General features: G+C 63.0%; 21 protein-coding genes, 1 other RNA gene and 1 pseudogene. 11 read left to right on the top strand and 12 right to left on the bottom strand.

Features of this window, described 5'->3' with window-relative positions; translation table 11 throughout:
- Positions 1-134: 134 nt before the first annotated feature.
- Entirely contained in the window at positions 135-803 is a 669-nt protein-coding gene (locus tag ACZ5M5_RS29310; RefSeq protein ID WP_060740126.1) for a gamma-glutamylcyclotransferase, read from the top strand.
- Here the strand turns inward: ACZ5M5_RS29310 and glpT are convergent.
- The gene (glpT, locus tag ACZ5M5_RS29305) at positions 779-2,128 is read right to left on the bottom strand and encodes a glycerol-3-phosphate transporter (RefSeq protein ID WP_060740127.1); all 1,350 of its coding nucleotides are present in this window, start codon (positions 2,126-2,128) and stop codon (positions 779-781) included. The two genes, ACZ5M5_RS29310 and glpT, sit on opposite strands and share 25 nt — an antisense overlap.
- Positions 2,129-2,344: 216 nt before the next feature.
- Positions 2,345-3,322, bottom strand: coding sequence for an NADPH:quinone oxidoreductase family protein (locus ACZ5M5_RS29300; protein ID WP_060740128.1), 978 nt, complete (start codon positions 3,320-3,322; stop codon positions 2,345-2,347).
- Positions 3,323-3,472: 150 nt separating this feature from the next.
- On the opposite strand from ACZ5M5_RS29300, the gene ACZ5M5_RS29295 reads away from it, so the two are divergent.
- Positions 3,473-3,889 (top strand): flagellar basal body-associated protein FliL, encoded by a 417-nt coding sequence (locus ACZ5M5_RS29295; protein ID WP_060743112.1) that lies wholly within the window; start codon positions 3,473-3,475, stop codon positions 3,887-3,889.
- Between the two features lie 62 nt (positions 3,890-3,951).
- Here the strand turns inward: ACZ5M5_RS29295 and ACZ5M5_RS29290 are convergent, their stop codons facing one another.
- From ACZ5M5_RS29290 to ACZ5M5_RS29275, 4 genes are all read right to left on the bottom strand, one after another.
- Entirely contained in the window at positions 3,952-5,070 is a 1,119-nt protein-coding gene (locus ACZ5M5_RS29290; RefSeq protein WP_464738314.1) for an ABC transporter permease, read from the bottom strand.
- Positions 5,070-7,796 (bottom strand): ribosome-associated ATPase/putative transporter RbbA, encoded by a 2,727-nt coding sequence (gene rbbA / locus ACZ5M5_RS29285; RefSeq protein WP_464738313.1) that lies wholly within the window; start codon positions 7,794-7,796, stop codon positions 5,070-5,072. Before rbbA ends, ACZ5M5_RS29290 begins: the two co-directional genes overlap by 1 nt.
- Positions 7,793-8,758, bottom strand: a complete 966-nt coding sequence (locus ACZ5M5_RS29280; RefSeq protein ID WP_464738312.1) for an HlyD family secretion protein — start codon at positions 8,756-8,758, stop codon at positions 7,793-7,795. The genes rbbA and ACZ5M5_RS29280 overlap by 4 nt, the downstream gene beginning before the upstream one ends.
- An 80-nt stretch (positions 8,759-8,838) precedes the next feature.
- Complete coding sequence (locus ACZ5M5_RS29275; RefSeq protein WP_103309019.1) at positions 8,839-9,288, bottom strand: EVE domain-containing protein; 450 nt, start codon at positions 9,286-9,288, stop codon at positions 8,839-8,841.
- 195 nt (positions 9,289-9,483) lie between these two features.
- Here ACZ5M5_RS29275 and ACZ5M5_RS29270 point away from each other — a divergent pair, with 195 nt between their 5' ends.
- On the top strand, positions 9,484-9,630 hold the full coding sequence (locus ACZ5M5_RS29270; RefSeq protein ID WP_177431714.1) for a hypothetical protein: 147 nt from the start codon (positions 9,484-9,486) through the stop codon (positions 9,628-9,630).
- Positions 9,631-9,653: 23 nt separating this feature from the next.
- On the opposite strand, the gene ACZ5M5_RS29265 is transcribed toward ACZ5M5_RS29270, so the two are convergent.
- The 4 genes from ACZ5M5_RS29265 to ACZ5M5_RS29250 form a co-directional block, all read right to left on the bottom strand.
- Entirely contained in the window at positions 9,654-10,271 is a 618-nt protein-coding gene (locus tag ACZ5M5_RS29265; protein ID WP_103309018.1) for a 5-formyltetrahydrofolate cyclo-ligase, read from the bottom strand.
- Positions 10,272-10,388: 117 nt separating this feature from the next.
- Positions 10,389-10,568, bottom strand: a non-coding RNA gene (ssrS, locus tag ACZ5M5_RS29260) — 6S RNA.
- A 30-nt stretch (positions 10,569-10,598) separates the two neighbouring features.
- A complete protein-coding gene (locus tag ACZ5M5_RS29255; protein WP_039590276.1) occupies positions 10,599-10,916 on the bottom strand; it encodes a cell division protein ZapA in 318 nt (105 codons plus the stop codon).
- Positions 10,913-11,122: a TIGR02449 family protein gene (locus ACZ5M5_RS29250; protein ID WP_003177365.1), complete on the bottom strand. Its 210-nt coding sequence runs from the start codon at positions 11,120-11,122 to the stop codon at positions 10,913-10,915. The genes ACZ5M5_RS29255 and ACZ5M5_RS29250 overlap by 4 nt, the downstream gene beginning before the upstream one ends.
- Positions 11,123-11,252: 130 nt before the next feature.
- Between ACZ5M5_RS29250 and ACZ5M5_RS29245 the strand changes: the two genes are divergently transcribed.
- The 8 genes and pseudogenes from ACZ5M5_RS29245 (at position 11,253) to gcvH (ending at position 20,236) form a co-directional block, all read left to right on the top strand.
- Positions 11,253-11,807, top strand: coding sequence for a YecA/YgfB family protein (locus ACZ5M5_RS29245; RefSeq protein WP_060740134.1), 555 nt, complete (start codon positions 11,253-11,255; stop codon positions 11,805-11,807).
- Positions 11,808-11,832: 25 nt separating this feature from the next.
- The gene (gene pepP / locus ACZ5M5_RS29240; RefSeq protein ID WP_060740135.1) at positions 11,833-13,167 is read left to right on the top strand and encodes a Xaa-Pro aminopeptidase; all 1,335 of its coding nucleotides are present in this window, start codon (positions 11,833-11,835) and stop codon (positions 13,165-13,167) included.
- On the top strand, positions 13,164-14,351 hold the full coding sequence (gene ubiH, locus ACZ5M5_RS29235; RefSeq protein WP_060740136.1) for a 2-octaprenyl-6-methoxyphenyl hydroxylase: 1,188 nt from the start codon (positions 13,164-13,166) through the stop codon (positions 14,349-14,351). Before pepP ends, ubiH begins: the two co-directional genes overlap by 4 nt.
- A 67-nt stretch (positions 14,352-14,418) precedes the next feature.
- Positions 14,419-15,635, top strand: a pseudogene (locus ACZ5M5_RS29230) (2-octaprenyl-3-methyl-6-methoxy-1,4-benzoquinol hydroxylase).
- A 217-nt stretch (positions 15,636-15,852) separates the two neighbouring features.
- A complete protein-coding gene (locus tag ACZ5M5_RS29225; RefSeq protein ID WP_207284050.1) occupies positions 15,853-16,857 on the top strand; it encodes an extracellular solute-binding protein in 1,005 nt (334 codons plus the stop codon).
- A gap of 88 nt (positions 16,858-16,945) precedes the next feature.
- A complete protein-coding gene (locus ACZ5M5_RS29220) occupies positions 16,946-18,562 on the top strand; it encodes an ABC transporter permease (protein WP_207284051.1) in 1,617 nt (538 codons plus the stop codon).
- A 155-nt stretch (positions 18,563-18,717) separates the two neighbouring features.
- Positions 18,718-19,800, top strand: a complete 1,083-nt coding sequence (gene gcvT, locus ACZ5M5_RS29215; RefSeq protein ID WP_060740140.1) for a glycine cleavage system aminomethyltransferase GcvT — start codon at positions 18,718-18,720, stop codon at positions 19,798-19,800.
- A 52-nt stretch (positions 19,801-19,852) separates the two neighbouring features.
- Positions 19,853-20,236: a glycine cleavage system protein GcvH gene (gcvH, locus tag ACZ5M5_RS29210; protein ID WP_060740141.1), complete on the top strand. Its 384-nt coding sequence runs from the start codon at positions 19,853-19,855 to the stop codon at positions 20,234-20,236.
- 179 nt (positions 20,237-20,415) lie between these two features.
- Here the strand turns inward: gcvH and ACZ5M5_RS29205 are convergent, their stop codons facing one another.
- Positions 20,416-20,736 carry a DUF2388 domain-containing protein gene (locus ACZ5M5_RS29205; protein ID WP_170846005.1) on the bottom strand — a complete coding sequence of 107 codons (321 nt, stop codon included), beginning with the start codon at positions 20,734-20,736 and terminating at the stop codon, positions 20,416-20,418.
- 65 nt (positions 20,737-20,801) lie between these two features.
- Positions 20,802-21,251 (bottom strand): NfeD family protein, encoded by a 450-nt coding sequence (locus tag ACZ5M5_RS29200; protein WP_060740143.1) that lies wholly within the window; start codon positions 21,249-21,251, stop codon positions 20,802-20,804.

Below are 21,251 nucleotides of genomic sequence, written 5' to 3'. Positions count from 1 at the left end.
TAGTCTCAAGGCTAGATACCGATAACGTATATAGGGAGTGGATGGCATTTAACTTGCCTTGATCCCTGTGAACGTCAACCCCATGACGGGCCCCATTCACTTTCCGACCCGCGAGGAGCCAACCGCTACCGGCCATGACCGCTATCGAATCCGCCATTACCTGTGCCTTGTACCCGCCACGACTCGAGTTGGGGCCGCAGCTGACCCGTGAGCAATTGCTCGCCTCGATGCAATTGACCATGAGTCTCCACCAGGGCGGTCCGGTCTGGCTGTTCGCGTACGGTTCATTGATCTGGCGGCCGGAATGCACGGCGGTGCAGCGCATGCGCGGTCGGGTCCATGGTTATCATCGCGGTTTGTACCTGTGGTCCCATGAGCACCGCGGGACCCCGGAGTTGCCGGGGCTGGTGTTCGGGCTGGATCGCGGCGGTTCGTGCAGCGGGTTCGCCTACCAATTGCCGGAAGAGAATCTCGAGGACTCGCTGTTTGCCCTGTGGCAGCGCGAGATGCCGGTCCCGTCCTATCGTCCGCACTGGCTCAGTTGCCGTCTCGAGGATGGCAGCCGGGTGCAAGCCTTGGGGTTTGTGCTGGAGCGGCACCTGCCCAGCTATGCCGGCAACGTGCCGGACCATGTGCTGAGCCAGGTGTTCGAAAGCGCCTGTGGGCGTTACGGCACCACTCGCGATTACGTCGAGCAGACCGTCCACGCCCTGCGCAGCCACGCCATGCCAGACCGGAATCTGGAGGCGCGGCTCAAGCGCTGCCAATCAGCGCTGGATCAGGCGACCGCTTCGCGGCTCTGACTGGCTATTTGCTTGTGCCACAGCGTGGGCGCGAGGAACGCCATTGCCAGCAGGCAGGCGCCGATCAGCAGCACAAAGCCACCGTCCCAGCCAAAATGGTCCACGGTGTAGCCCATGGCGGCGCTGGCCGCGACCGAGCCACCCAGGTAACCAAACAGACCAGTGAAGCCGGCAGCTGTACCGGCGGCTTTCTTCGGTGCCAGCTCCAATGCCTGCAAACCGATCAACATCACCGGGCCGTAGATCAGGAAGCCGATGGAAACCAGGGCGATCATGTCGACGGTCGGGTTGCCGGCCGGGTTCAGCCAGTACACCAGCGTGGCCACGGTCACCAGGGCCATGAACACCATGCCGGTCAGGCCACGGTTGCCACGGAAGATCTTGTCCGACATCCAGCCACACAGCAGCGTGCCGGGAATGCCTGCCCACTCGTAGAAGAAATAGGCCCAGGAACTCTTGTCCACCGTGAAGCCCTTGGCCTCCTTGAGGTAGGTCGGCGCCCAGTCCAGCACGCCGTAGCGCAGCAGGTAGACGAAGACGTTGGCCATGGCGATGTACCAGAGCATTTTGTTGCGCAGCACGTATTTGACGAAAATTTCCTTGGCGCTGAATTCGTTCTCGTGGCTCGCGTCGTAGCCTTCGGGGTAGTCGTTCTTGTATTTCTCGATGGGCGGCAGGCCCACGGATTGCGGCGTGTCGCGCATGGTCACGAAGGCAAACACCGCAACGGCGAGCGCTACGGCAGCGGGCACATAGAATGCCGCGTGCCAGTCGTTGAACCAGCCCATCCCCAGCAGGAACAGCGGGCCGATCAGGCCGCCGCCGACGTTGTGCGCCACGTTCCACACCGAGACCACGCCGCCACGTTCCTTCTGCGACCACCAGTGCACCATGGTGCGTCCGCTTGGCGGCCAACCCATGCCTTGGGCCCAGCCGTTGATGAACAGCAGGATGAACATCATGGTCACGCTGGAGGTTGCCCAGGGTGCGAAACCGAACACGAACATCACCCCCGCCGATACCAACAAGCCGAAGGGCAGGAAGTAGCGCGGGTTGGAACGGTCGGACACCAGGCCCATCAGGAACTTCGACAGCCCGTAGGCAATGGCGATGGCCGACATGGCCAGGCCCAACTGGCCACGGGTGTAACCTTCGTCGATCAGGTACGGCATGGCCAGGGAGAAGTTCTTGCGCAACAGGTAATAGCCGGCGTAGCCAATGAAAATCCCGGCGAAGATCTGCCAGCGCAGGCGTCGGTAGGTGCTGTCTATTTTTTCTTCAGGCAATGGAGCCTGATGGGCGGCGGGACGAAAGAAAGCAAACATTCAAGAGCTCCAGATTTCTTGTTTTGACTGCGGATGCGAATGTTACAGTTTCGTTACCGAAAATAGCATCGGTTCGCATCAACAAAAAAGCAGGAATGTTGGAGATACCGTGTTCTTTTATGAACATGTCGCTCAGGTGTAAATGAAGGGCGCTGTGGGAATGGCGAAACCGGGTCGCAGGGTTACGGCCCGGTATGAAACCGTTCGGGTAAGCAATCAGCGAACCTGAACCACCACTTTTCCGACTGCCTTGCGTTGGCCCAGATCATTGATGGCTTGTGCCGCGTTGCTCAGCGGGTATACCTGCGACACCAGCGGCTTGAGCTTGCCCTCGGCGAACCAGCCGAACAATTGCTGGAAGTTGGCGGCGTTGTCCTGGGGTTGGCGTTGGGCGAAGGAGCCCCAGAATACGCCCACCACGGCGGCGCCCTTGAGCAGCGCCAGGTTCACCGGCAGTTCGGGGATGCGTCCGCTGGCGAAGCCCACCACCAGCAGCCGGCCGTTCCAGGCGATGGCGCGGATGGCCTGGTCGAACAGGTCGCCACCCACCGGGTCGTAGATCACATCGGCGCCCTGGCCGTCAGTGAGGCGCTTGATTTCATCTTTCAGGCTGGTTTCGCTGTAGTTGATCAGTTCGTCGGCGCCGGCTGCCTTGGCCACGGCAAGTTTTTCCGCGCTGCTGGCGGCGGCGATGACCCGGGCGCCCATGGCCTTGCCGATTTCCACGGCCGCCAGGCCAACGCCACCGGAGGCGCCGAGCACCAGCAAGGTTTCGCCGGGTTGCAGGTTGGCCCGTTGCTTGAGGGCGTGCATCGAGGTGCCATACGTCATGCTGAAGGCGGCGGCGGTGTTGAAGTCCATGGCCGCGGGAATCGGCAACACGTTGTAGCCTGGCACCGCCACTTGTTCGGCAAAGCTGCCCCAACCGGTCAGCGCCATCACCCGGTCGCCGACCTTCAAATGGCTGACTTTCTCACCCACCTCGCTGACCACGCCCGCCGCTTCGCCACCGGGGGAAAACGGGAAGGGGGGCTTGAATTGATATTTGCCCTCGATGATCAGTGTGTCAGGGAAATTCACCCCGGCGGCGTGCACGTCCAGCAGCACTTCGTTCTTCTTGGCGACGGGGCTGGCGACGTCTTCCAGCACCAGCGATTCGGCGGGGCCGAATTCTTTGCACAGCACGGCTTTCATCAGGGCTATTCCTTTGGGAGTGATGGCCGATAAGTGTAGGTGTGAGAGACAACGGGTCAACGAGCATGCCCCGCCCTGATAGCCGGCCATAAGCTTGTGCTTGAACGGTGGGGCGGTATGCTGGGCCGCAAACCGGATGAGGAGTCAATTGTGAAAGCGCGGATCATGTTGATGCTGGCCCTGTCGTTGCCTGTGGCGGCAATGGCCGAAGAGGCCAAGGAAGCGAAAGAGGGCGAGGCACCGAAAGTCAGTTACATCACCCTCAGCCCGCCATTCGTGGGCAACTATGGCTTGGACGGCACGGCGAAGCTGAAGGTCTACAAGGCCGATGTGGCCCTGCGCGTGACCGGTGACGCCGCCGCTGCGGCGGTCAAGGCCAACGAGCCGCTGATTCGTAACCAATTGGTGGCGTTGTTCGCCCAGCAGACCACCGAGACGATGAACAACCTCGAAGCCAAGGAAAAGCTGCGCCAGGAAGCCTTGAAGCAGACCCAGCAGGTGATGAATGACGAGACCGGCAAGCCGATGGTGGACGATCTGTTGTTCAACAACCTGATCATTCAATAAGCGCTGGCACACAGCCTTGGACAGGGCCTGGGTTTCCAGGCTCTGTCCAAGGCTTTTTTTTATCAAGAGGCCAGGCTTTTACGAAAACGCCCCAGGGCAATAGCGAAGAACGACAGCCCGATGGCCGCCAGTGCCAACAGGTCTGGCCAGACCACGCCAACCCCTGCGTCACGGAACAGGATCGCCGCGCTGAGGCTGACGAAATGGGTCGAAGGCGAGCCTTGCATCACCCATTGCAGCCATTGCGGCATGCTGTCCAGCGGGGTGCTGCCGCCGGACAACAGCAGCATCGGGATGATCACCGGGATCGACAGCAAGCCGAACTGCGGCGTCGAGCGCGCCAGGGTGGCGAGAAAGATACCCAGGGCGGTGCTGGCGAACAGGTAGAGCGCCGTCACCAGCAGGAACAGCAGCATGGAGCCGGCGAGCGGCACGCCCAGGGCAAACTTGACGATGATTTCCAGCGACGCCCAGGTGCACAGCACGACCGCCAGCATGTTGCTCCAGATTTTCGCCAGCATGATTTCCAGGGCCGTCAGTGGCAGCACCAGCAAGTGATCGAGGGTGCCGTGCTCGCGCTCGCGCAGCAGTGCGGTTCCGGTCAGGATGATGGCCAGGATGGTGATGTTGTTGACGATCTGGATCACCGCCAGAAACCATCCACCCTCAAGGTTGGTGTTGAACAGCGCACGGGTGGTCAGCCTGATGGGCGTTTGCTCGCTCGCTTGTGCCTGGCCGCTGTAGGTCAGCAATTGCTGTTGGAAAATCCGCCCGATGTAGCCGGCCCCCATGAACGCCTGGCTCATGGCCGTGGCATCGACGTTCAGTTGTAACGCCGGTTCGCGTCCGGCAAGCAGGTCGGCCTGGAAGTTGGCGGGCACGTTGATCACGAAGGTGTAGCGGCCACTGTCCATGACCTTGTCCAGTTCGGCATAGGGCAGCGCCATCGGAGTCTGGAACTCCGGCGGTTGCAGTGCCTGGGCCAGTTGGCGTGAGAGGAGGCTCTGGTCTTCATCCACCACCGCCACGCTGGCGTTGTGAACGCCAATCACCGAGCCTGCGGCCGGCATATAGATCGCCACAGTGAAGGCGTAAGCCAAAAACAGCAGCAGGACCGAGTCGTACCGCAAGCTGGTCAGTTCCTTGAGGCCCAGGCGCCAGATGTGTGAAAGCGTGCGCATCAGGCCTCCTGCTTCTTCAGCATGACCAGGCTGAGCCCGGTGAACCCCAGGAAAAACCCGAACAACGCCAGGCATTGCGGCCATAGCTGGCGCAGATCCAGGGCCTTGGTGAAGGTGCCGACGGCGATGTCCAGGAAATGGCCGGCGGGGAACAACTGGCCCATCACCGACGCTGCGCCTTCCAGGGACGAGCGCGGCACGATCAGCCCGGAGAACTGGATGGTCGGCAGGCTGGTGATGATCATGGTGCCGAGGATCGCAGCGATCTGGGTGCGGGTGAACGCCGAGATCAACAAGCCCATGCTGGTGGTCGCCAGCACGTAGAGCAGGCCGCCCAGTGCCAGCGTCAGGCCGCTGCCCTTGAACGGCACGCCGAACAGCCAGCGATTCATGGCCGTCAGCAGGGCCAGGTTGACCAGGCTGACGACCAGGTAGGGGGCCTGTTTACCCAGCAGGAACTCCAGGCGGGTCAGCGGCGTGGCGTAGAAGTTGGTGATCGAGCCCAGTTCCTTCTCCCGCACGATGCCCAGAGCCGTCAACATGGCGGGAATGAACGCGAGGATCAGTGCCATGACCCCCGGTCCGATGGCATTCACACTGACCACGTCCTGGTTGTAGCGAAACCGGGTTTCCAGCTTGGCCGCGGTGTGCGGGGGGCGCGCCGGGCTGCTCTGTTCGGCCCATTGTTCGAGGTTGGCCAGGTGCACGGCCTCGACATAGTTGCGACTGGTCTCGGCGCGGAACGGCATGCCGCCGTCCAGCCAGGCGCCGACGGTGGGCTGTCGGCCGGCGTACAGGTCGCGACCGAAACCAGGCGGTATTTCCAGGGCCAGCTTGATTTCCGAGCGTTGCAGGCGTCGATGCAGTTCGTTGGCGTCGCGGATAGCCGGTTGCTCCTCGAAATAGCGCGAGCTGCGAAAAGCTTCCAGGTAGGTGCGACTTTGTGGGCTCTGATCCTGGTCGAACACGGCGAAAGCGAGCTTTTCCACGTCCAGGGAGATGCCGTAGCCGAAGATCACCATCATGAACAGGGCACCGAGCAGGGCGAATGCCATTCGCACTTTGTCCCGTAGCAGTTCCTTGCCTTCCCGGCTGGCGACGGCCAACAGGCGACCCAGGCTGAGGCCGTGCCGGTCCCGCGGGGTGTCGGCCTGGTCGAGGGCCACGGGGGTGGCGTCTGGCTGCGCCTCGCCCTGGGCCTGTTCCAGGCAGCTGACGAACGCGGCTTCCAGGGTCTGGCCGTTGAACTGCGCCTGCAGGGCCGTTGGCGTGTCGCAGGCCAGGACCTTGCCGGCGTGCATCAGCGAAATACGGTCACAGCGCTGGGCTTCGTTCATGAAGTGCGTGGAGAGGAAAATCGTCACGCCCTGTTCGCGAGACAACTCGATCAACAGGCGCCAGAAGTCATCCCGGGCGGCCGGATCGACGCCGGAGGTCGGCTCGTCGAGGATCAGCACTTCCGGGCGATGCAGCACCGCCACCGCCAGGGACAAACGCTGGCGCAGGCCCAGGGGCAATGCCCCGGAAGGCTGGTCGGCGAGGTCCTGCAACTGGAAACGTTGGATCAGGTCTTCGATGCGGCTGGTGCTTTCGGTCTTGGGCAGGTCGAACAGCTTGGCGTGCAAGGTCAGGTTCTGGCGCACGCTCAGCTCGCCGTACAGCGAGAAACTCTGGGACATGAAACCCACCCGTTTGCGAGTGGCGAGGTCCTTGGCGTTGACCGGGTTGCCCAGCAGGCGTGCGCTGCCTTCGCTGGCAGGCATCAGCCCGGTCAGCACTTTCATGGTGGTGGTCTTGCCGCAACCGTTGGAGCCCAGGAAACCGAAAATCTCACCACGACCAATCGCGAAGCTGACGTGATCGACCGCGGTGAAATCACCGAAGCGCAAGGTGAGGTCATGGGCTTCGATGGCAATGTCGGCGGTGCTGTCGCCCCTGGGAGGGATCGTCAGCGGCTCGGCGTCGTGACCGCTGTCGCCCTGGAAATGGGTGAAGGCCGAGTCGAGCTTGCCGTCCGGCGTGACAGCGGCCAGGTCCGCGCTCAATCCCTGGGCGATCAAGCGACCGTTATCGAGCATCAGGCAATGCTCGAATTGTTCGGCTTCTTCCATGTAGGCCGTGGCGACCAGCAGGGTCAGTTGCGGTCGTTGGCGGCGCACGTCTTCTATCAGTTCCCAGAAGCGTCGCCGCGACAGCGGGTCCACGCCAGTGGTGGGTTCGTCGAGAATCAGCAGGTCCGGCTCGTGGATCAGAGCGCAACACAGGCCGAGCTTCTGTTTCATGCCACCGGACAACTTGCCCGCCGGGCGGTCGGCAAAACGCTGCAGGTCGGTCGCCAGCAGCAGCGTGCCCATGCGTTGTTCGCATTCCGCCCGCGACAGTCCGAACAGCGTGCCGAAAAACCGGATGTTCTCGCGTATCGACAGATCAGGATAAAGGTTGCCCCCCAGTCCTTGAGGCATGAAGGCGATACGTCGGTAGAGGGTGTTGCGATGATGCCGGTCCTCGATCGATGCGCCCAGTACGTCCAGTTCGCCGTGCTGGAGTTTCTTCACCCCGGCAATCAATCCCAGCAGGCTCGACTTGCCGGCCCCGTCCGGGCCGATCAGGCCGCAGCGAGTGCCGACGGGCAGATTGAAAGCGATGTCGTCCAGGGCGGCATGGGCGCCGTAGCGGTGCTTGAGGCCCGAGGCGCGCAGCGCCGGTTCGCCGCCGCCGGCGTTCATTGCAGGTTGGCCGGCCAGTCGATGGGGGCGATGCGCAGATAGCCGGCACCCGGCATGCCGGGTTTGGCCTGGGGCACCTCGCCGGGCCGGGTCAGGCGTACCTTGACGCGGAACACCAGCTTCTGGCGTTCGTCACGGGTTTCGACTTCCTTGGGGGTGAACTGGGATTTCGCCGCGACGAAGCTGATCGTGGCCGGCAGCGGTCGCTCGGGCAGGGCGTCGAGCAGCACGCGTGCTTCGTCGCCGACCGCCAGTTTCCCGGCCACGGAGGCCGGCAGGTAGAGGTTCATGTACTGGTCGTTCGGATCGATCATCAGCAGCACCCGTCCGCCAGCACCCAGCACTTCGCCCGGCTCGGCCAGGCGCAGTTGGATCACGCCGTCGATGGGCGCGCGCAAGCGGCTGTCGTCGATTTCGCTGGTCAGTTGGGCCACCTGGGCGAGGGTCGCGCCGATGGCGGCGTTTGCCGCCGATACCTGGGCCCGGGCCGCATTGACCGCGGCGTTGGCAGTGTCCATGCGAGCTTGCTGTTGGTCGATGACCTGGCCGCTGGCAAAACCACGCTTGAACAGTTCCCGGGTCCGCTGGAGTTCCTGGTGGGCGAGCAATTGTTCGCTCTGGCGCAGATGTACATTGGCCTCGGTGGCCGCGAGATTTTCCCGGGCCCGCAGCACTTCGGCTTCGGCCTGGTTGCGCTGGGCTTCCAGGGTACGGGTGTCCATGCGCGCCAGTAACTGGCCTTTGACGACCTTGTCGCCCTCATTGGCAAGCACTTCGGCCAGGCGACCGGGGGTCTTGCTGGCGATCTGGACTTCGGTGGCTTCGAGGCGCCCGTTGCCTATGCTCAGGCCTTCCGGCAGGCGGTCATGTCGGGACTTCCAGTAGCCGAACCCGCCGGCGGCCAACAAGACGGCCAGCAGGGCGAGGGCGAAGAAACGAGAGGTATGAGGGGGCGTCGACATGTCCGGCATCCTGCGGCTATAGCGTCCAGTTTGCTGGATCCGCTACCGCCCCAGCTTGATATCCATCAATACATGGAGGTTCAGCGCAGGGCAATCACTGCCGCCCACTGCTCGGCGGTCACCGGCATCACCGAAAGCCGCGAGCCTTTCTGCACCAGGGGCATCTCGGCCAGGGCGGCCTGTTGCTTGAGGTAGTCGAGCTTGAGGACGCGGGGGAAGGTCTCGACATGCGCCACGTCGATTGCGGTCCAGGGGTTTTTATCCGGGCCGGCCTTGGGGTCGAAATAATGGCTGTCCGGGTCCAGGGCCGTAGGGTCGGGGTAGGCTGCCTGGATGATTTTGCCAATCCCGGCGATGCCCGGCTCGGGGCAACTGGAGTGGTAGAAAAAGAACGTGTCACCCGCTGTCATGGCCCGCAGGAAATTGCGCGCCTGGTAGTTGCGAACGCCGTCCCAGCGGGCCTGGCCGAGTTTTTCCAGGCCCTGGATGGACAATTCGTCGGGCTCGGACTTCATCAGCCAATAGGCCATGATTTTTTCTCCTGGGCGGTGGGTATCAAAATAGTTCGGCGATTTTATGACAAACCGACAGTCGGTTGACGCCAGAGTTTGCGTGTCGCTGCAGCTTGCCGCAAAATGCCGGCCTTCCAAGCTTGACGCTGCTGCACGGCCAATAAGAAAACCGCTGCTGTCATCGTGTGTGATATGCCTTGAGGGGGGCAATCGATGAAACGCAAACCGGATTTGTTGTGGATCTTGGTCATTCTGTTCGGACTGGGTGTCGTGACCACGGGTTACGCCCAGAGCCTGTGGGCCAACAAGACCGAGGCGCCGGTGGATATCACCCAGCCCGCGCCAACGCTCAAACGCTGAACCTGCTTTCCAGGCGCCGCTGATTACCGCGGCGTCAACCCCGCGATATACCATTGCCTGTCGCTGACCGTTCCCTGTAGCGGCACGTCCCAGCTTGCCTGCGCCAATCGTTCGACCTTCTGGCATTCATGGGCCAGCCCCAACAGCGTCGGCTTGCGCCACTGCTTGCGTCGCGCCAGGTACGCCAGGCTGCGGTCGTAAAAGCCGCCGCCCATGCCTAGCCGACCTCCCGCATCGTCAAATCCCACCAATGGCAACAACACCAGGTCCAGCGTCCAGACCTTGCGTTGTCGGGCGATGTTCTTGCGTGGCTCGGGGATGCGAAACCGGTTGGGCTGCATTTTTTCGCCGGGGTGGATGCGCTGGAACACCATCTTGGTCTGCGGCCACGGGCTGAGCACCGGCAGATAGGTGGCCTTGCCCCGGCGCTGGGCTGCGCGCAGCAGCAGGCGCGGGTCGATCTCGCCATCGTTGGGCAGGTACAGGGCGATGTGCTTCGCTCGGCGGAACAACGGATGCTGGGCCAGTTGTTTGTACAGCCCGCGGGCGGCTTGCCGTTGCTGGGCGGGCGTCAGGGCGCGACGGGCCTGGCGCAGCAGGCGGCGAAGTTGCGGGCGGGGCAGCAGCGCGGGTTCAGTCATGTCGAGGCTTCACGCAGTGGCGATGCCGTACAGCGTAACCGCAAAACAGGACGCTCAGAAATGCCTGCGCCCGGAAACGACAATGCCAGTCCACATGGACTGGCATTGTCTGGAGTCAGGCTCCCCGGATGAACCGCTGTCGGCTTAGCCCTTGAACCCGAAAGTTCAAGGTGGAAGTTGCAGGAGGCGTTAAGGCTTTCCGTCAAGCGGACATGCACACCGGCCCCAACGTGCAACCCCCGTGGTTGTGCGTATCGGCTCAGGGACATCACCAACTGGCAAGCACCCCAGGGAGTGAGGCGAGTATACCCCAGGCAGCCTCGCGAATCAGCCCTTGCTGACGTCTGGATCGGTGGCGAGCACCAGATCCACCCGATCGAGCAGGTCGCGTACCTGCTCACGGGTCGAGCCACTGACCTGTACGTCCGGCGTATCCTGGCGATGCAGCAGGTCGTGGGTGATGTTCAAGGCGGCCATCACGGCGATGCGGTCGGCGCCGATGACTTTGCCGCTGCTGCGGATCTCGCGCATCTTGCCGTCCAGGTAACGGGCGGCGCTCACCAGGTTGCTGCGCTCTTCCTGGGGGCAGATGATCGAATATTCTTTGTCGAGGATCTGCACGGTAACGCTATTGCTTGAACTCATGAGTCTTGCTCCAGGGCCTTGAGGCGCGAAATCATCGATTCGACCTTACGCCGGGCGATTTCGTTTTTTTCAATGAGGTGCGCGCGTTCCTCGCGCCAGGTCTTTTCCTGAGCTAATAGGAGTCCGTTTTGGCTCTTAAGTTGCTCGACCCGGTCAATTAGCAGTTCGAGTCTGGCCATCAGCGCTTGCAGGTCGGTGTCTTCCATTGTGTCCACTGAAGAATGTGTCTGATGGAGGGATGTGGGTCGCACAGCCTCTGATAGTCTTGGCGAGTCTGTCGATGTAGGATACAAGGCCTCCATTCTAGACATAGCGCCGTCTGGCGCCTAGCTGCCCATGCCCATTCAGAATTCCCCGTATCAAGCATTCGCCACCCTGCTGAGCACCAGCGGTCACCCTGTCTCGCCTGCCGAACTGCATGGCCTGTTGCTCGGCCGCAGTTGCGCCGGCGCCGGTTTCGATGCCGACGGCTGGTTGGCCGACGCCGCCGAGCTGCTGGAAGGCGAGCCGGCGGACAACGTCCGTAACGCGCTGATCGGCCTGCAGGAAATGGTCAAGGGCGAGTTGACCAGCGATGACATGACCGTCGTCCTGCTGCTGCCCACCGACGACGCCCCCCTGGCCGAGCGCGCCGCGGCGCTGGGCCAGTGGTGCCAGGGCTTCCTTGCCGGCTTCGGCCTGACCCGCCGCGAATACGCGCTGAGCGAAGAGGCCAAGGAAGTGCTGCAGGACTTGGCCGCGATCTCCCAGGTCCAGGATGCCCTGGAAGAGTCCGATGACGGCGAAAGCGACTACATGGAAGTGATGGAGTACCTGCGGGTCGCACCATTGCTACTGTTCACAGAGACCAAGAAAACCGATGCAGCGGCTCCCAAGCCGTCCTTGCATTGAATTTCAGAGGGAACCCCGTCTGCCCATGATTCATATCCCGAAATCGGAATACAGCCGTCGCCGCAAGGCCCTGATGGCGCAGATGGAACCCAACAGCATCGCAATCCTGCCCGCCGCCGCCGTTGCGATCCGCAACCGCGACGTCGAGCATGTCTACCGCCAGGACAGTGACTTCCAGTACCTCAGCGGCTTCCCCGAGCCGCAAGCGGTGCTGGTGCTGATGCCCGGCCGCGCCCATGGCGAATACATCCTCTTTTGCCGCGAGCGCAACGCCGAACGTGAGTTGTGGGACGGCCTGCGCGCCGGCCAGGAAGGGGCGATCCGTGACTTCGGTGCCGACGACGCGTTTCCCATCACCGACATCGACGACATCCTGCCGGGCCTGATCGAAGGCCGCGACCGGGTGTATTCGGCCATGGGCAGCAACCCTGAATTCGACCGGCACCTGATGGAGTGGATCAACGTGATTCGCTCCAAGGCCCACCTCGGCGCCCAGCCGCCGAACGAATTCGTTGCCCTGGATCACTTGCTGCACGATATGCGCCTGTATAAATCGGCGGCGGAACTGAAGGTCATGCGCGAAGCGGCGCGGATCTCCGCCCAGGCGCACATCCGGGCGATGCAGGCGGCGCGCCCGGGGTTGCACGAGTTCAGCCTGGAGGCCGAGCTCGATTATGAATTCCGCAAGGGCGGGGCGAAGATGCCGGCCTATGGCTCGATCGTCGCGGCGGGGCGCAACAGCTGCATCCTGCACTACCAGCAGAACGATGCGCTGCTCAAGGACGGCGACCTGGTGTTGATCGATGCCGGCTGTGAAATCGACTGCTACGCCAGCGATATCACCCGTACCTGGCCGGTCAGCGGCAAGTTTTCGCCCGAGCAGAAGGCGATCTACGAAGTGGTGCTGGCCGCCCAGGAAGCCGCGTTTGCCCAGATCGCACCGGACAAGCACTGGAACCAGGCCCACGAAGCGACGGTCCGGGTCATAACCGAAGGGTTGGTGCACCTGGGGCTGCTGGAGGGTGAGGTGAACGAGTTGATTGCCAGCGAGGCCTACCGGGCGTTCTACATGCACCGCGCCGGCCATTGGCTGGGCATGGACGTGCATGATGTGGGCGAATACCGGGTTGGCGGCGAGTGGCGGGTCCTGGAAATCGGCATGACGCTGACGGTGGAGCCGGGCATCTATATCAGCCCGAACAACCGCAGTGTCGCGAAAAAATGGCGCGGCATTGGCGTGCGCATCGAGGATGACGTGGTAGTGACCAAAACCGGTTGTGAAATCCTGAGCCGAGGCGTGCCGAAAACGGTCGCCGACATCGAGGCCCTGATGGCCGCCGCCCGGACGCAAGCGGCATGAGCCGGGTCAATCTGGCGATCATCGGTGGTGGCCTGGTCGGCGCGAGCCTGGCGCTGGCCCTGCAGGCCGGTGCCAAGGCCCGGGGCTGGAGGATCATCCTGATCGAGCCCTTCGCCCCCGGCGACGCCTGGCAGCCAAGCTACGATGCCCGGTCTTCGGCATTGTCCTACGGTGCCCGGCAGATTTATCAACGCTTGGGTGTCTGGCAGGAGATTTCCCGTCGTGCCGAACCGATCAAGCAGATCCATGTGTCCGATCGCGGACGGTTTTCCACCGCGCGGCTGTCGGCCATGGAAGAGGGCGTGCCGGCGCTGGGCTACGTGGTGGAAAACGCCTGGCTCGGCCAGTGCCTGTGGCAAGGCCTGGACCCGGAGGTGGTCAGTTGGCGCTGCCCGGCGCAGGTTACGCGTATGGAGCCACTGGTCGGCGGTTATCGCCTGACCCTCGACGACGAAACCACCCTGGAGTGCGACCTTGCCGTTCTGGCCGATGGTGGTCGCTCCAGCCTGCGCGAGCAGTTGGGGGTCGGCGTACGCAGTCGTCCCTATGACCAGAGCGCCTTGATCGCCAACATCACCCCCAGCGAAGCCCACAATGGCATGGCCTTCGAACGCTTCACCGATGACGGCCCGATGGCCTTGTTGCCGCTGCCGGAGAATCGTTGCGCGCTGGTCTGGACCCGCCAGGGCATGGACGCGCAACGGCTGGCGGCCCTCGACGAGCGCAGCTTCCTCGCCGAATTGCAGGGTGTGTTCGGTTATCGCCTGGGGACGCTGAAGCAGGTGGGTGTACGGCACCTGTACCCGTTGGCGCTGGTGGAGGCCGAAGAGCAGGTCCGTCCGCACCTGGCGATCCTGGGCAATGCCGCCCACAGCCTGCATCCGATTGCCGGGCAGGGGTTCAACCTGTCCCTGCGCGATGCCCAGGCCCTGGCCGATGCCTTGCTCGACAGCGACCGCGAGCCGGGGGATTTTGCTGTGTTGCAAGCCTACCGCGAGAGCCAGCGCATGGACCAGGCCCTGACCGTGGGCTTCTCCGACCAGGTCACGCGGCTGTTCGGCAGCAGCCTGCCGTTGGTGTCCCTGGGCCGCAACCTCGGCTTGCTGGGCCTCGACCTGCTGCCGCCGGCCAAGCGCTGGTTCGCCCGCCAGGCCATGGGGCTGGGGACGCGTCCCGATGCTTGAGGCTGGGGTGGTCATTTCTTTTCATGGGCGGCTGATGTCGCCCGCAAAACAGGCTTAGAGCATGGAATTGCGTGCAGATCTGCTGATTGTCGGCGCCGGTATGGTCGGCAGCGCCCTGGCGCTGGCGTTGCAGGGCAGTGGCCTGCAAGTGTTGTTGCTCGACGGCAGCCCGATGAGCGTCAAGCCCTTCGATCCCCAGGCCGCGTTCGAGCCCCGGGTCAGTGCCTTGTCGACGGCCAGCCAGCGGATCCTCGATCGCCTGGGCGTCTGGCAGGGCATCACCACCCGGCGTACCAGCCCTTACACCGACATGCACGTCTGGGACGGCAGTGGCACCGGGCAGATCCATTTTTCCGCGGCCAGCCTGCATGCCGAGACGCTTGGGCACATCGTGGAAAATCGCGTGGTGCAGGATGCCCTGCTGGACCGCCTGCATGACTGCGACCTGGGCTTGTTGGCCAACGCCCGGCTGGAGCAGATGCGTCGTTCTGGCGACGACTGGCTGCTGACCCTGGCCGATGGCCGCACGTTGCGGGCGCCCCTGGTCATTGCCGCCGATGGCGCGAATTCCGCTGTGCGCCGCCTGACCGGCGTGGCGACGCGCGAATGGGATTACCTGCACCACGCCATCGTCACCAGCGTGCGCAGCACCCGGCCGCATCGGATGACGGCATGGCAGCGCTTCACCGACAACGGCCCGCTGGCGTTCCTGCCCCTTGAGCGTGACGGCCAGCACGACTGGTGCTCGATTGTCTGGTCCACCACCCCCGAAGAAGCGCAGCGCTTGATGGCGCTCGATGACAGCGAATTTTGCAACGAACTGGAACGCGCCTTCGAAGGCCAGCTTGGCCCGGTACTGAGCGCCGACCCGCGCCTGTGCGTACCGCTGCGCCAGCGACATGCCAAGCGCTATGTGGCCGAAGGGCTGGCGTTGATCGGCGACGCGGCCCATACCATCCATCCATTGGCCGGGCAGGGGTGAACCTGGGCTTCCTCGACGCCGCCGTGCTGGCCGAAGTGCTGTTGCACGCGGCTGGTCGTGGCGAGCGGTTGGCGGACGTGAAGGTGTTGAGCCGCTACGAGCGCCGACGCATGCCCCACAACCTGGCGCTGATGGCGGCGATGGAGGGCTTCGAGCGGTTGTTCCAGGCCGATCCGCTGCCGGTGCGCTGGTTGCGCAACACCGGGCTGAAGCTGGTGGACCGCCTGCCTGAGGCCAAGGCCTTGTTCGTGCGCGAGGCGCTGGGGTTGAGTGGGGACTTGCCGGATTTGGCCAAGGCCTGAGATGTGGGTTGGGGCTTATGGCCTCATCGCGAGCAAGCTCGCTCCCACAGTCGTCACCGGTTCGAATGTGGGAGCGAGCTTGCTCGCGATGAGGCCGTCACAGCCACCTCACTCCATCTGTGCAACATTTGGAAATGTGTCCACCCACTGTTCGATTGAGAAGCCAAATGTGAGTCCTTATCATTTGCGCCTCTTTCGCCATCCAGAGACCGCTATCATGTTGGCAACCAAGCGCCTGCTGTCCGTCCTCGCCTTGACCCTGATCGGCACCACTGCCGCCCAGGCCGCCGATGAGGTGGTGGTCTACTCCTCGCGTATCGATGAACTGATCAAGCCGGTCTTCGATGCCTACACCCAGAAAACCGGCGTCTCGGTGAAGTTCATCACCGACAAGGAAGCGCCGTTGATGCAGCGGATCAAGGCCGAAGGCGAGAACGCCACCGCCGACCTGCTGCTCACCGTCGATGCCGGCAACCTCTGGCAGGCCGAGCAGATGGGCATTCTCCAGCCGTTCACCTCCCCGGTGATCGACGCCAACATCCCGTCCCAATACCGCGCCTCGTCCCACGCCTGGACCGGCTTGAGCCTGCGGGCGCGGACCATTGTCTATTCCACCGACCGGGTTAAACCGGGCGAATTGACCACCTATGAAGCGCTGGCCGGCAAAGAGTGGGAAGGCCGTCTGTGCCTGAGGACCTCGAAAAAGGTCTATAACCAGTCCCTGACCGCCACGCTGATCGAAACCCACGGTGCGGAAAAAACCGAGGAAATCCTCAAGGGCTGGGTCAGGAACTTGTCCACCGACGTGTTCTCCGATGACACCGCATTGCTTGAAGCGATCAATGCTGGCCAGTGCGATGTCGGTATCGTCAACACCTACTACTATGGCCGCCTGCACCAGCAGAAGCCGGACCTGAAGGTGAAGCTGTTCTGGCCGAACCAGGCTGATCGCGGCGTGCACATCAACCTCTCGGGCATTGGCTTGACCAAGCATGCGCCGCATCCGGATGCCGCCAAGAAACTGGTGGAGTGGATGACCACACCAGAAGCGCAAAGCATCTTCGCCGACGTGAACCAGGAATTCCCGGCCAACCCGAAGGTCGAGCCGTCCAAGGAAGTGGCGGCCTGGGGTGCGTTCAAGGCCGACACCTTGCCGGTGGAAGTCGCGGGTAAACGCCAGGCCGAAGCCATTCGCATGATGGATCGCGCTGGCTGGAATTAACCCCAAGCCAGACACGATTCCCTGTGGTGGTTATAAAATAGATGCCCGCGCCAATGCGCGGGCATCATCATTTGAACGAGAGCTCCCCTTGGCCCACCCCGCCCAACGCCGCTGGTACCCCCTGGTCTTCGCCATCGCTGCGCTGGTCCTGTTGCCCTTGAGTGTCTTGCTGCTGTCCTGGCAGAGCATCGACCAGCAAATCTGGTCCCACTTGTGGGATACGCAGATGCCGCGCTTGTTGGGCAACACCCTCACCTTGATCATTGGCGTGGGTGTCGGAGTGACCTTGCTGGGTGTCAGCCTCGCCTGGCTCACCAGCCTGTGTGAATTCCCGGGACGTCGCTGGCTCGATTGGGCGTTGATGCTGCCGTTCGCGATTCCGGCCTATGTGTTGGCGTTCGTTTTCGTTGGCCTGCTGGATTTCGCCGGTCCGGTGCAGACGCTGATGCGTGAATGGTTCGGCAGCGGCCTGCGCCTGCCCCGGGTTCGTTCCACCGGCGGGGTGATCCTGGTGCTGGTGCTGGTCTTTTACCCTTATGTCTATTTGTTGGCGCGCAGTGCCTTCCTGGCCCAGGGCAAGGGCTTGATGGAGGCTGCCCGGGTGCTGGGGCAGTCGCCGTGGCAGGCGTTCTGGCGCGTGGCGCTGCCGATGGCCCGGCCAGCCATCGGTGCGGGCGTGGCGCTGGCGCTGATGGAAACCCTGGCGGATTTCGGCGCGGTGTCGGTGTTCAACTTCGACACCTTCACCACCGCCATCTACAAGACCTGGTACGGCTTCTTCAGCCTTTCCAGCGCTGCCCAACTGGCCAGCCTGCTGTTGCTGGCGGTGATGCTGGTGCTCTACGGCGAACGCCGGGCCCGCGGCGCTCACCGGACCAGTAACGAGCGGCCCCGGGTCAAGGCGTTGTACACGTTGCGCGGCCTCAAGGCCGTGGCGGCCAGTGGCTGGTGCTTCCTGGTATTTGCCTGCGCGTTTGTCATCCCGGTGCTGCAGTTGGTGGTGTGGTTCTGGCAACGCGGTCGTTTCGACCTGGATGAGCGTTATGCCGGGCTGATTGTCCATACCCTCTACCTGGGCGGCCTGGCGGCGCTGGTCACCGTCTGTGTGGCCTTGCTGCTGGCGTTCGCCCGGCGGCTGGCGCCGACCCGTCCGATTCGTGCCGGCGTCGGCCTGGCGAACCTGGGGTATGCCTTGCCCGGTTCGGTGCTGGCGGTGTCGATCATGCTTGCGTTCAGCTACCTGGACCGTGAGCTGGTCATCCCGCTGTCGACCTGGCTCGGCGGTGCAGGCAAGCCATTGTTGCTGGGCAGCCTGTCGGCGCTGTTGCTGGCGTACCTGGTGCGTTTCCTGGCCGTGGCCTACGGGCCGTTGGAGAGCAGCCTGGCGCGCATTCGTCCGTCCTTGCCCGAAGCGGCACGCAGCCTTGGGGTCAGTGGCCCGCGACTGTTTTTCAAAGTGTATCTGCCGTTGCTGTTGCCCGGCACCTTGAGCGCGGCGTTGCTGGTGTTCGTCGATGTACTCAAGGAAATGCCCGCGACGTTGCTGATGCGCCCGTTCGGCTGGGACACGCTGGCGGTGCGGATCTTCGAGATGACCAGCGAAGGGGAGTGGGCCCGGGCCGCGTTACCGGCGCTGACGTTGGTATTGGTGGGGCTGTTGCCGGTCATCGGATTGATACGACGTTCGGCCCATCGAAACAGCTAGGTGCCAGTCCTACCTCATGCGGCTACAATGCGCGGCATTCGGTGCGGTCCGTCTGTCGGACCGGGCAACTGAGAGCGTCAGAAAACTCCTTTTTTCAGACGTTCGCGCTACGCAGTGTCCGTCCGCACCTTCGCCAAGCCCGGAAGGAGAAACCCATGGGACAGCGTACGCCTCTGTATGACCTTCATCTCGCCCTTGGCGCGAAGATGGTCGATTTTGGCGGTTGGGATATGCCTTTGCATTACGGCTCGCAGGTCGAAGAACACCATCAGGTGCGTCGCGACTGCGGTGTGTTCGATGTATCCCACATGACCGTGATCGACGTCGCCGGCCCCCAGGCCAAGGTCTGGCTGCAGCGCTTGCTGGCCAATGACGTCGACCGCTTGCAAGACACAGGCAGTGCCTTGTACAGCGCGATGCTCAATGAGCGCGGCGGCATCGTCGACGACATGATCATCTACCGTGTCGAAGACGGTTATCGCCTGGTCTTCAACGCCTCGACCCGCGATCAGGACCTGGCCTGGATGCAGGCACAACTCGGTGACTACGACGCGCAACTGCATGAGCGCCCCGAGCTGGCGATGCTGGCGATCCAGGGCCCCCACGCCCGGCAGAAGATTGCCGAGCTGGTCACGCAATCCCGTGGGCAAATCATCCAGCAACTCAAGCCTTTCGAAGGGCGCGCCGACGGCGAATGGTTCATCGCCCGGACCGGCTACACCGGCGAAGATGGCCTGGAAATCGTCCTGCCCGCCCAGGAGGCCCCGAGTTTCTTCAACGACCTGGTCGGCGCTGGCATTTCGCCCATCGGCCTCGGCGCCCGCGACACCTTGCGCCTGGAGGCCGGCATGAACCTCTACGGCCAGGATATCCACCAGGATGTTTCCCCGCTGGCCTCGAACATGGCCTGGAGTATCGCCTGGGAACCGGCGAGCCGTCAGTTCATCGGGCGCAGCGCGCTGGAGACCGAGCTGGCCAGCGGTGTGCAGCACAAACTGGTCGGACTGGTGCTGGAAGAACGGGGTGTTTTGCGCGCCCACCAGGTGGTTCGCATCGCCAATGTTGGCGAAGGGGAGATCACCAGTGGTAGTTTTTCTCCTACGCTTAGCAAGTCGATCGCCCTGGCACGTGTTCCGATGGCAACCGCCGACCGTGCCGAGGTAGAAATTCGCGGCAAGTGGTACCCGGTACGGGTGGTCAAACCGACCTTCGTCCGCCATGGCAAAACCCTGATCTAACCTTTTGCGGCGGGCCGCTGGCCGCTGACACTTTTTATTGAGGACACAGAATATGAGTGATATCCCTGCCGAACTGCGTTTTGCCGAAAGCCATGAGTGGGCGCGTCTGGAGGCCGACGGCTCCGTTACCGTGGGCATCAGTGATCATGCGCAGGAAGCCTTGGGCGACGTGGTCTTTGTCGAGCTGACCGAGGTCGGCACGGTCTTTGAGGCGGGCGCCCAGGCCGGCGTGGTGGAGTCGGTCAAGGCCGCTTCCGATATCTATTCCCCGATTGCAGGTGAAGTGATTGCAGTCAATGAAGAACTGAGCGGTTCGCCTGAGCTGCTGAACTCCGATCCGTACGGCGCCTGGATCTTCAAGCTCAAGCCAAGCAACACGGCTGAGTTGGACAAGTTGCTGGACGCGGCGGGTTACAAGGCTGCCATCGGCGAGTAAGGACGACCGCACCTGCGGGAGCGAGCTTGCTCGCGATAGCGGTGGATCAGCGGCATTGATGTGGGCTGACACTCCGCTATCGCGAGCAAGCTCGCTCCCACAGGGGGTTGGGATAGCCCTGGGGGTTTTACCGGGCAAAAAATGCCGCTCATCGAGCGGCATTTTTTATTGGCCGGGCATCAGTCCTGGGCGACGGCGTTTTTCGCCAGGATCGCATTGGCCAGCTCCATGTCGGTGGCTTGCAGACCTGGGTTATCGGCACGCACTTTCTGCATCGCCGCTTCCAGGTAAGGGCCACGGATACCGCCATCGCTGGCGACGAAGCTGCCGGCGTCGTCCTGGGCGGCGACGATCAGTTTGTGATCCTTGAAGGTCAGGTAGGTGGAACCGGTGGTCGCACCGGACGAGATGACGTTACGCCAAAACGTGTCGGCCATTGCCGAGCCAACAGGAAGAGACAGCAAGGCTAGGGTAGCGACAGCAAGTTTGAGACGCATGATAGGTGACTCCACTGGGTTAACTATGACGTTGGATTACCTGCGTCTCGATTCAGTTCCATGACTTGTCAGTCAGCCCGTTCCACCTGCAGCACCGCGCCCTCCTGCGCCACCACCCTGACCCGCGTGCCAACGGGCGATTCGGGCCCCTTGGCCAGCCAGACACTGTCGGCCACCTTGATCTTGCCGCGGCCATCGACAATCGCTTCATGCACCAGGAAGACCTTGCCGATCAGTTCCTGCCCGCGCAGGTTCAGGTGCGGCTGATCGCTTTGGCGCACAGCACTGCGCTGGCGTCGCCACCAGTACAGTGCCGTGGCGATGGCGAACAGGCCGAACAACAGGAATTGCAGTTCCCACGGCATCTGCGGCAGGAAGAACGTGAGCACGCCGACTGCCGCGGCGGCCATGCCGATCCACAGCAGGTAACCACCGGCGCCGAACACTTCAAGGATCAGCAGGATGACGCCCAGCGCCAGCCAGTCCCAGTACGACATGTGTTGCAGGAACCCCCACAT

Source organism: Pseudomonas sp. Van50, from assembly GCF_055390755.1.
The sequence above is the reverse complement of the archived record's forward strand: the minus strand, read 5'-3'. Positions and strand labels throughout refer to the sequence as shown.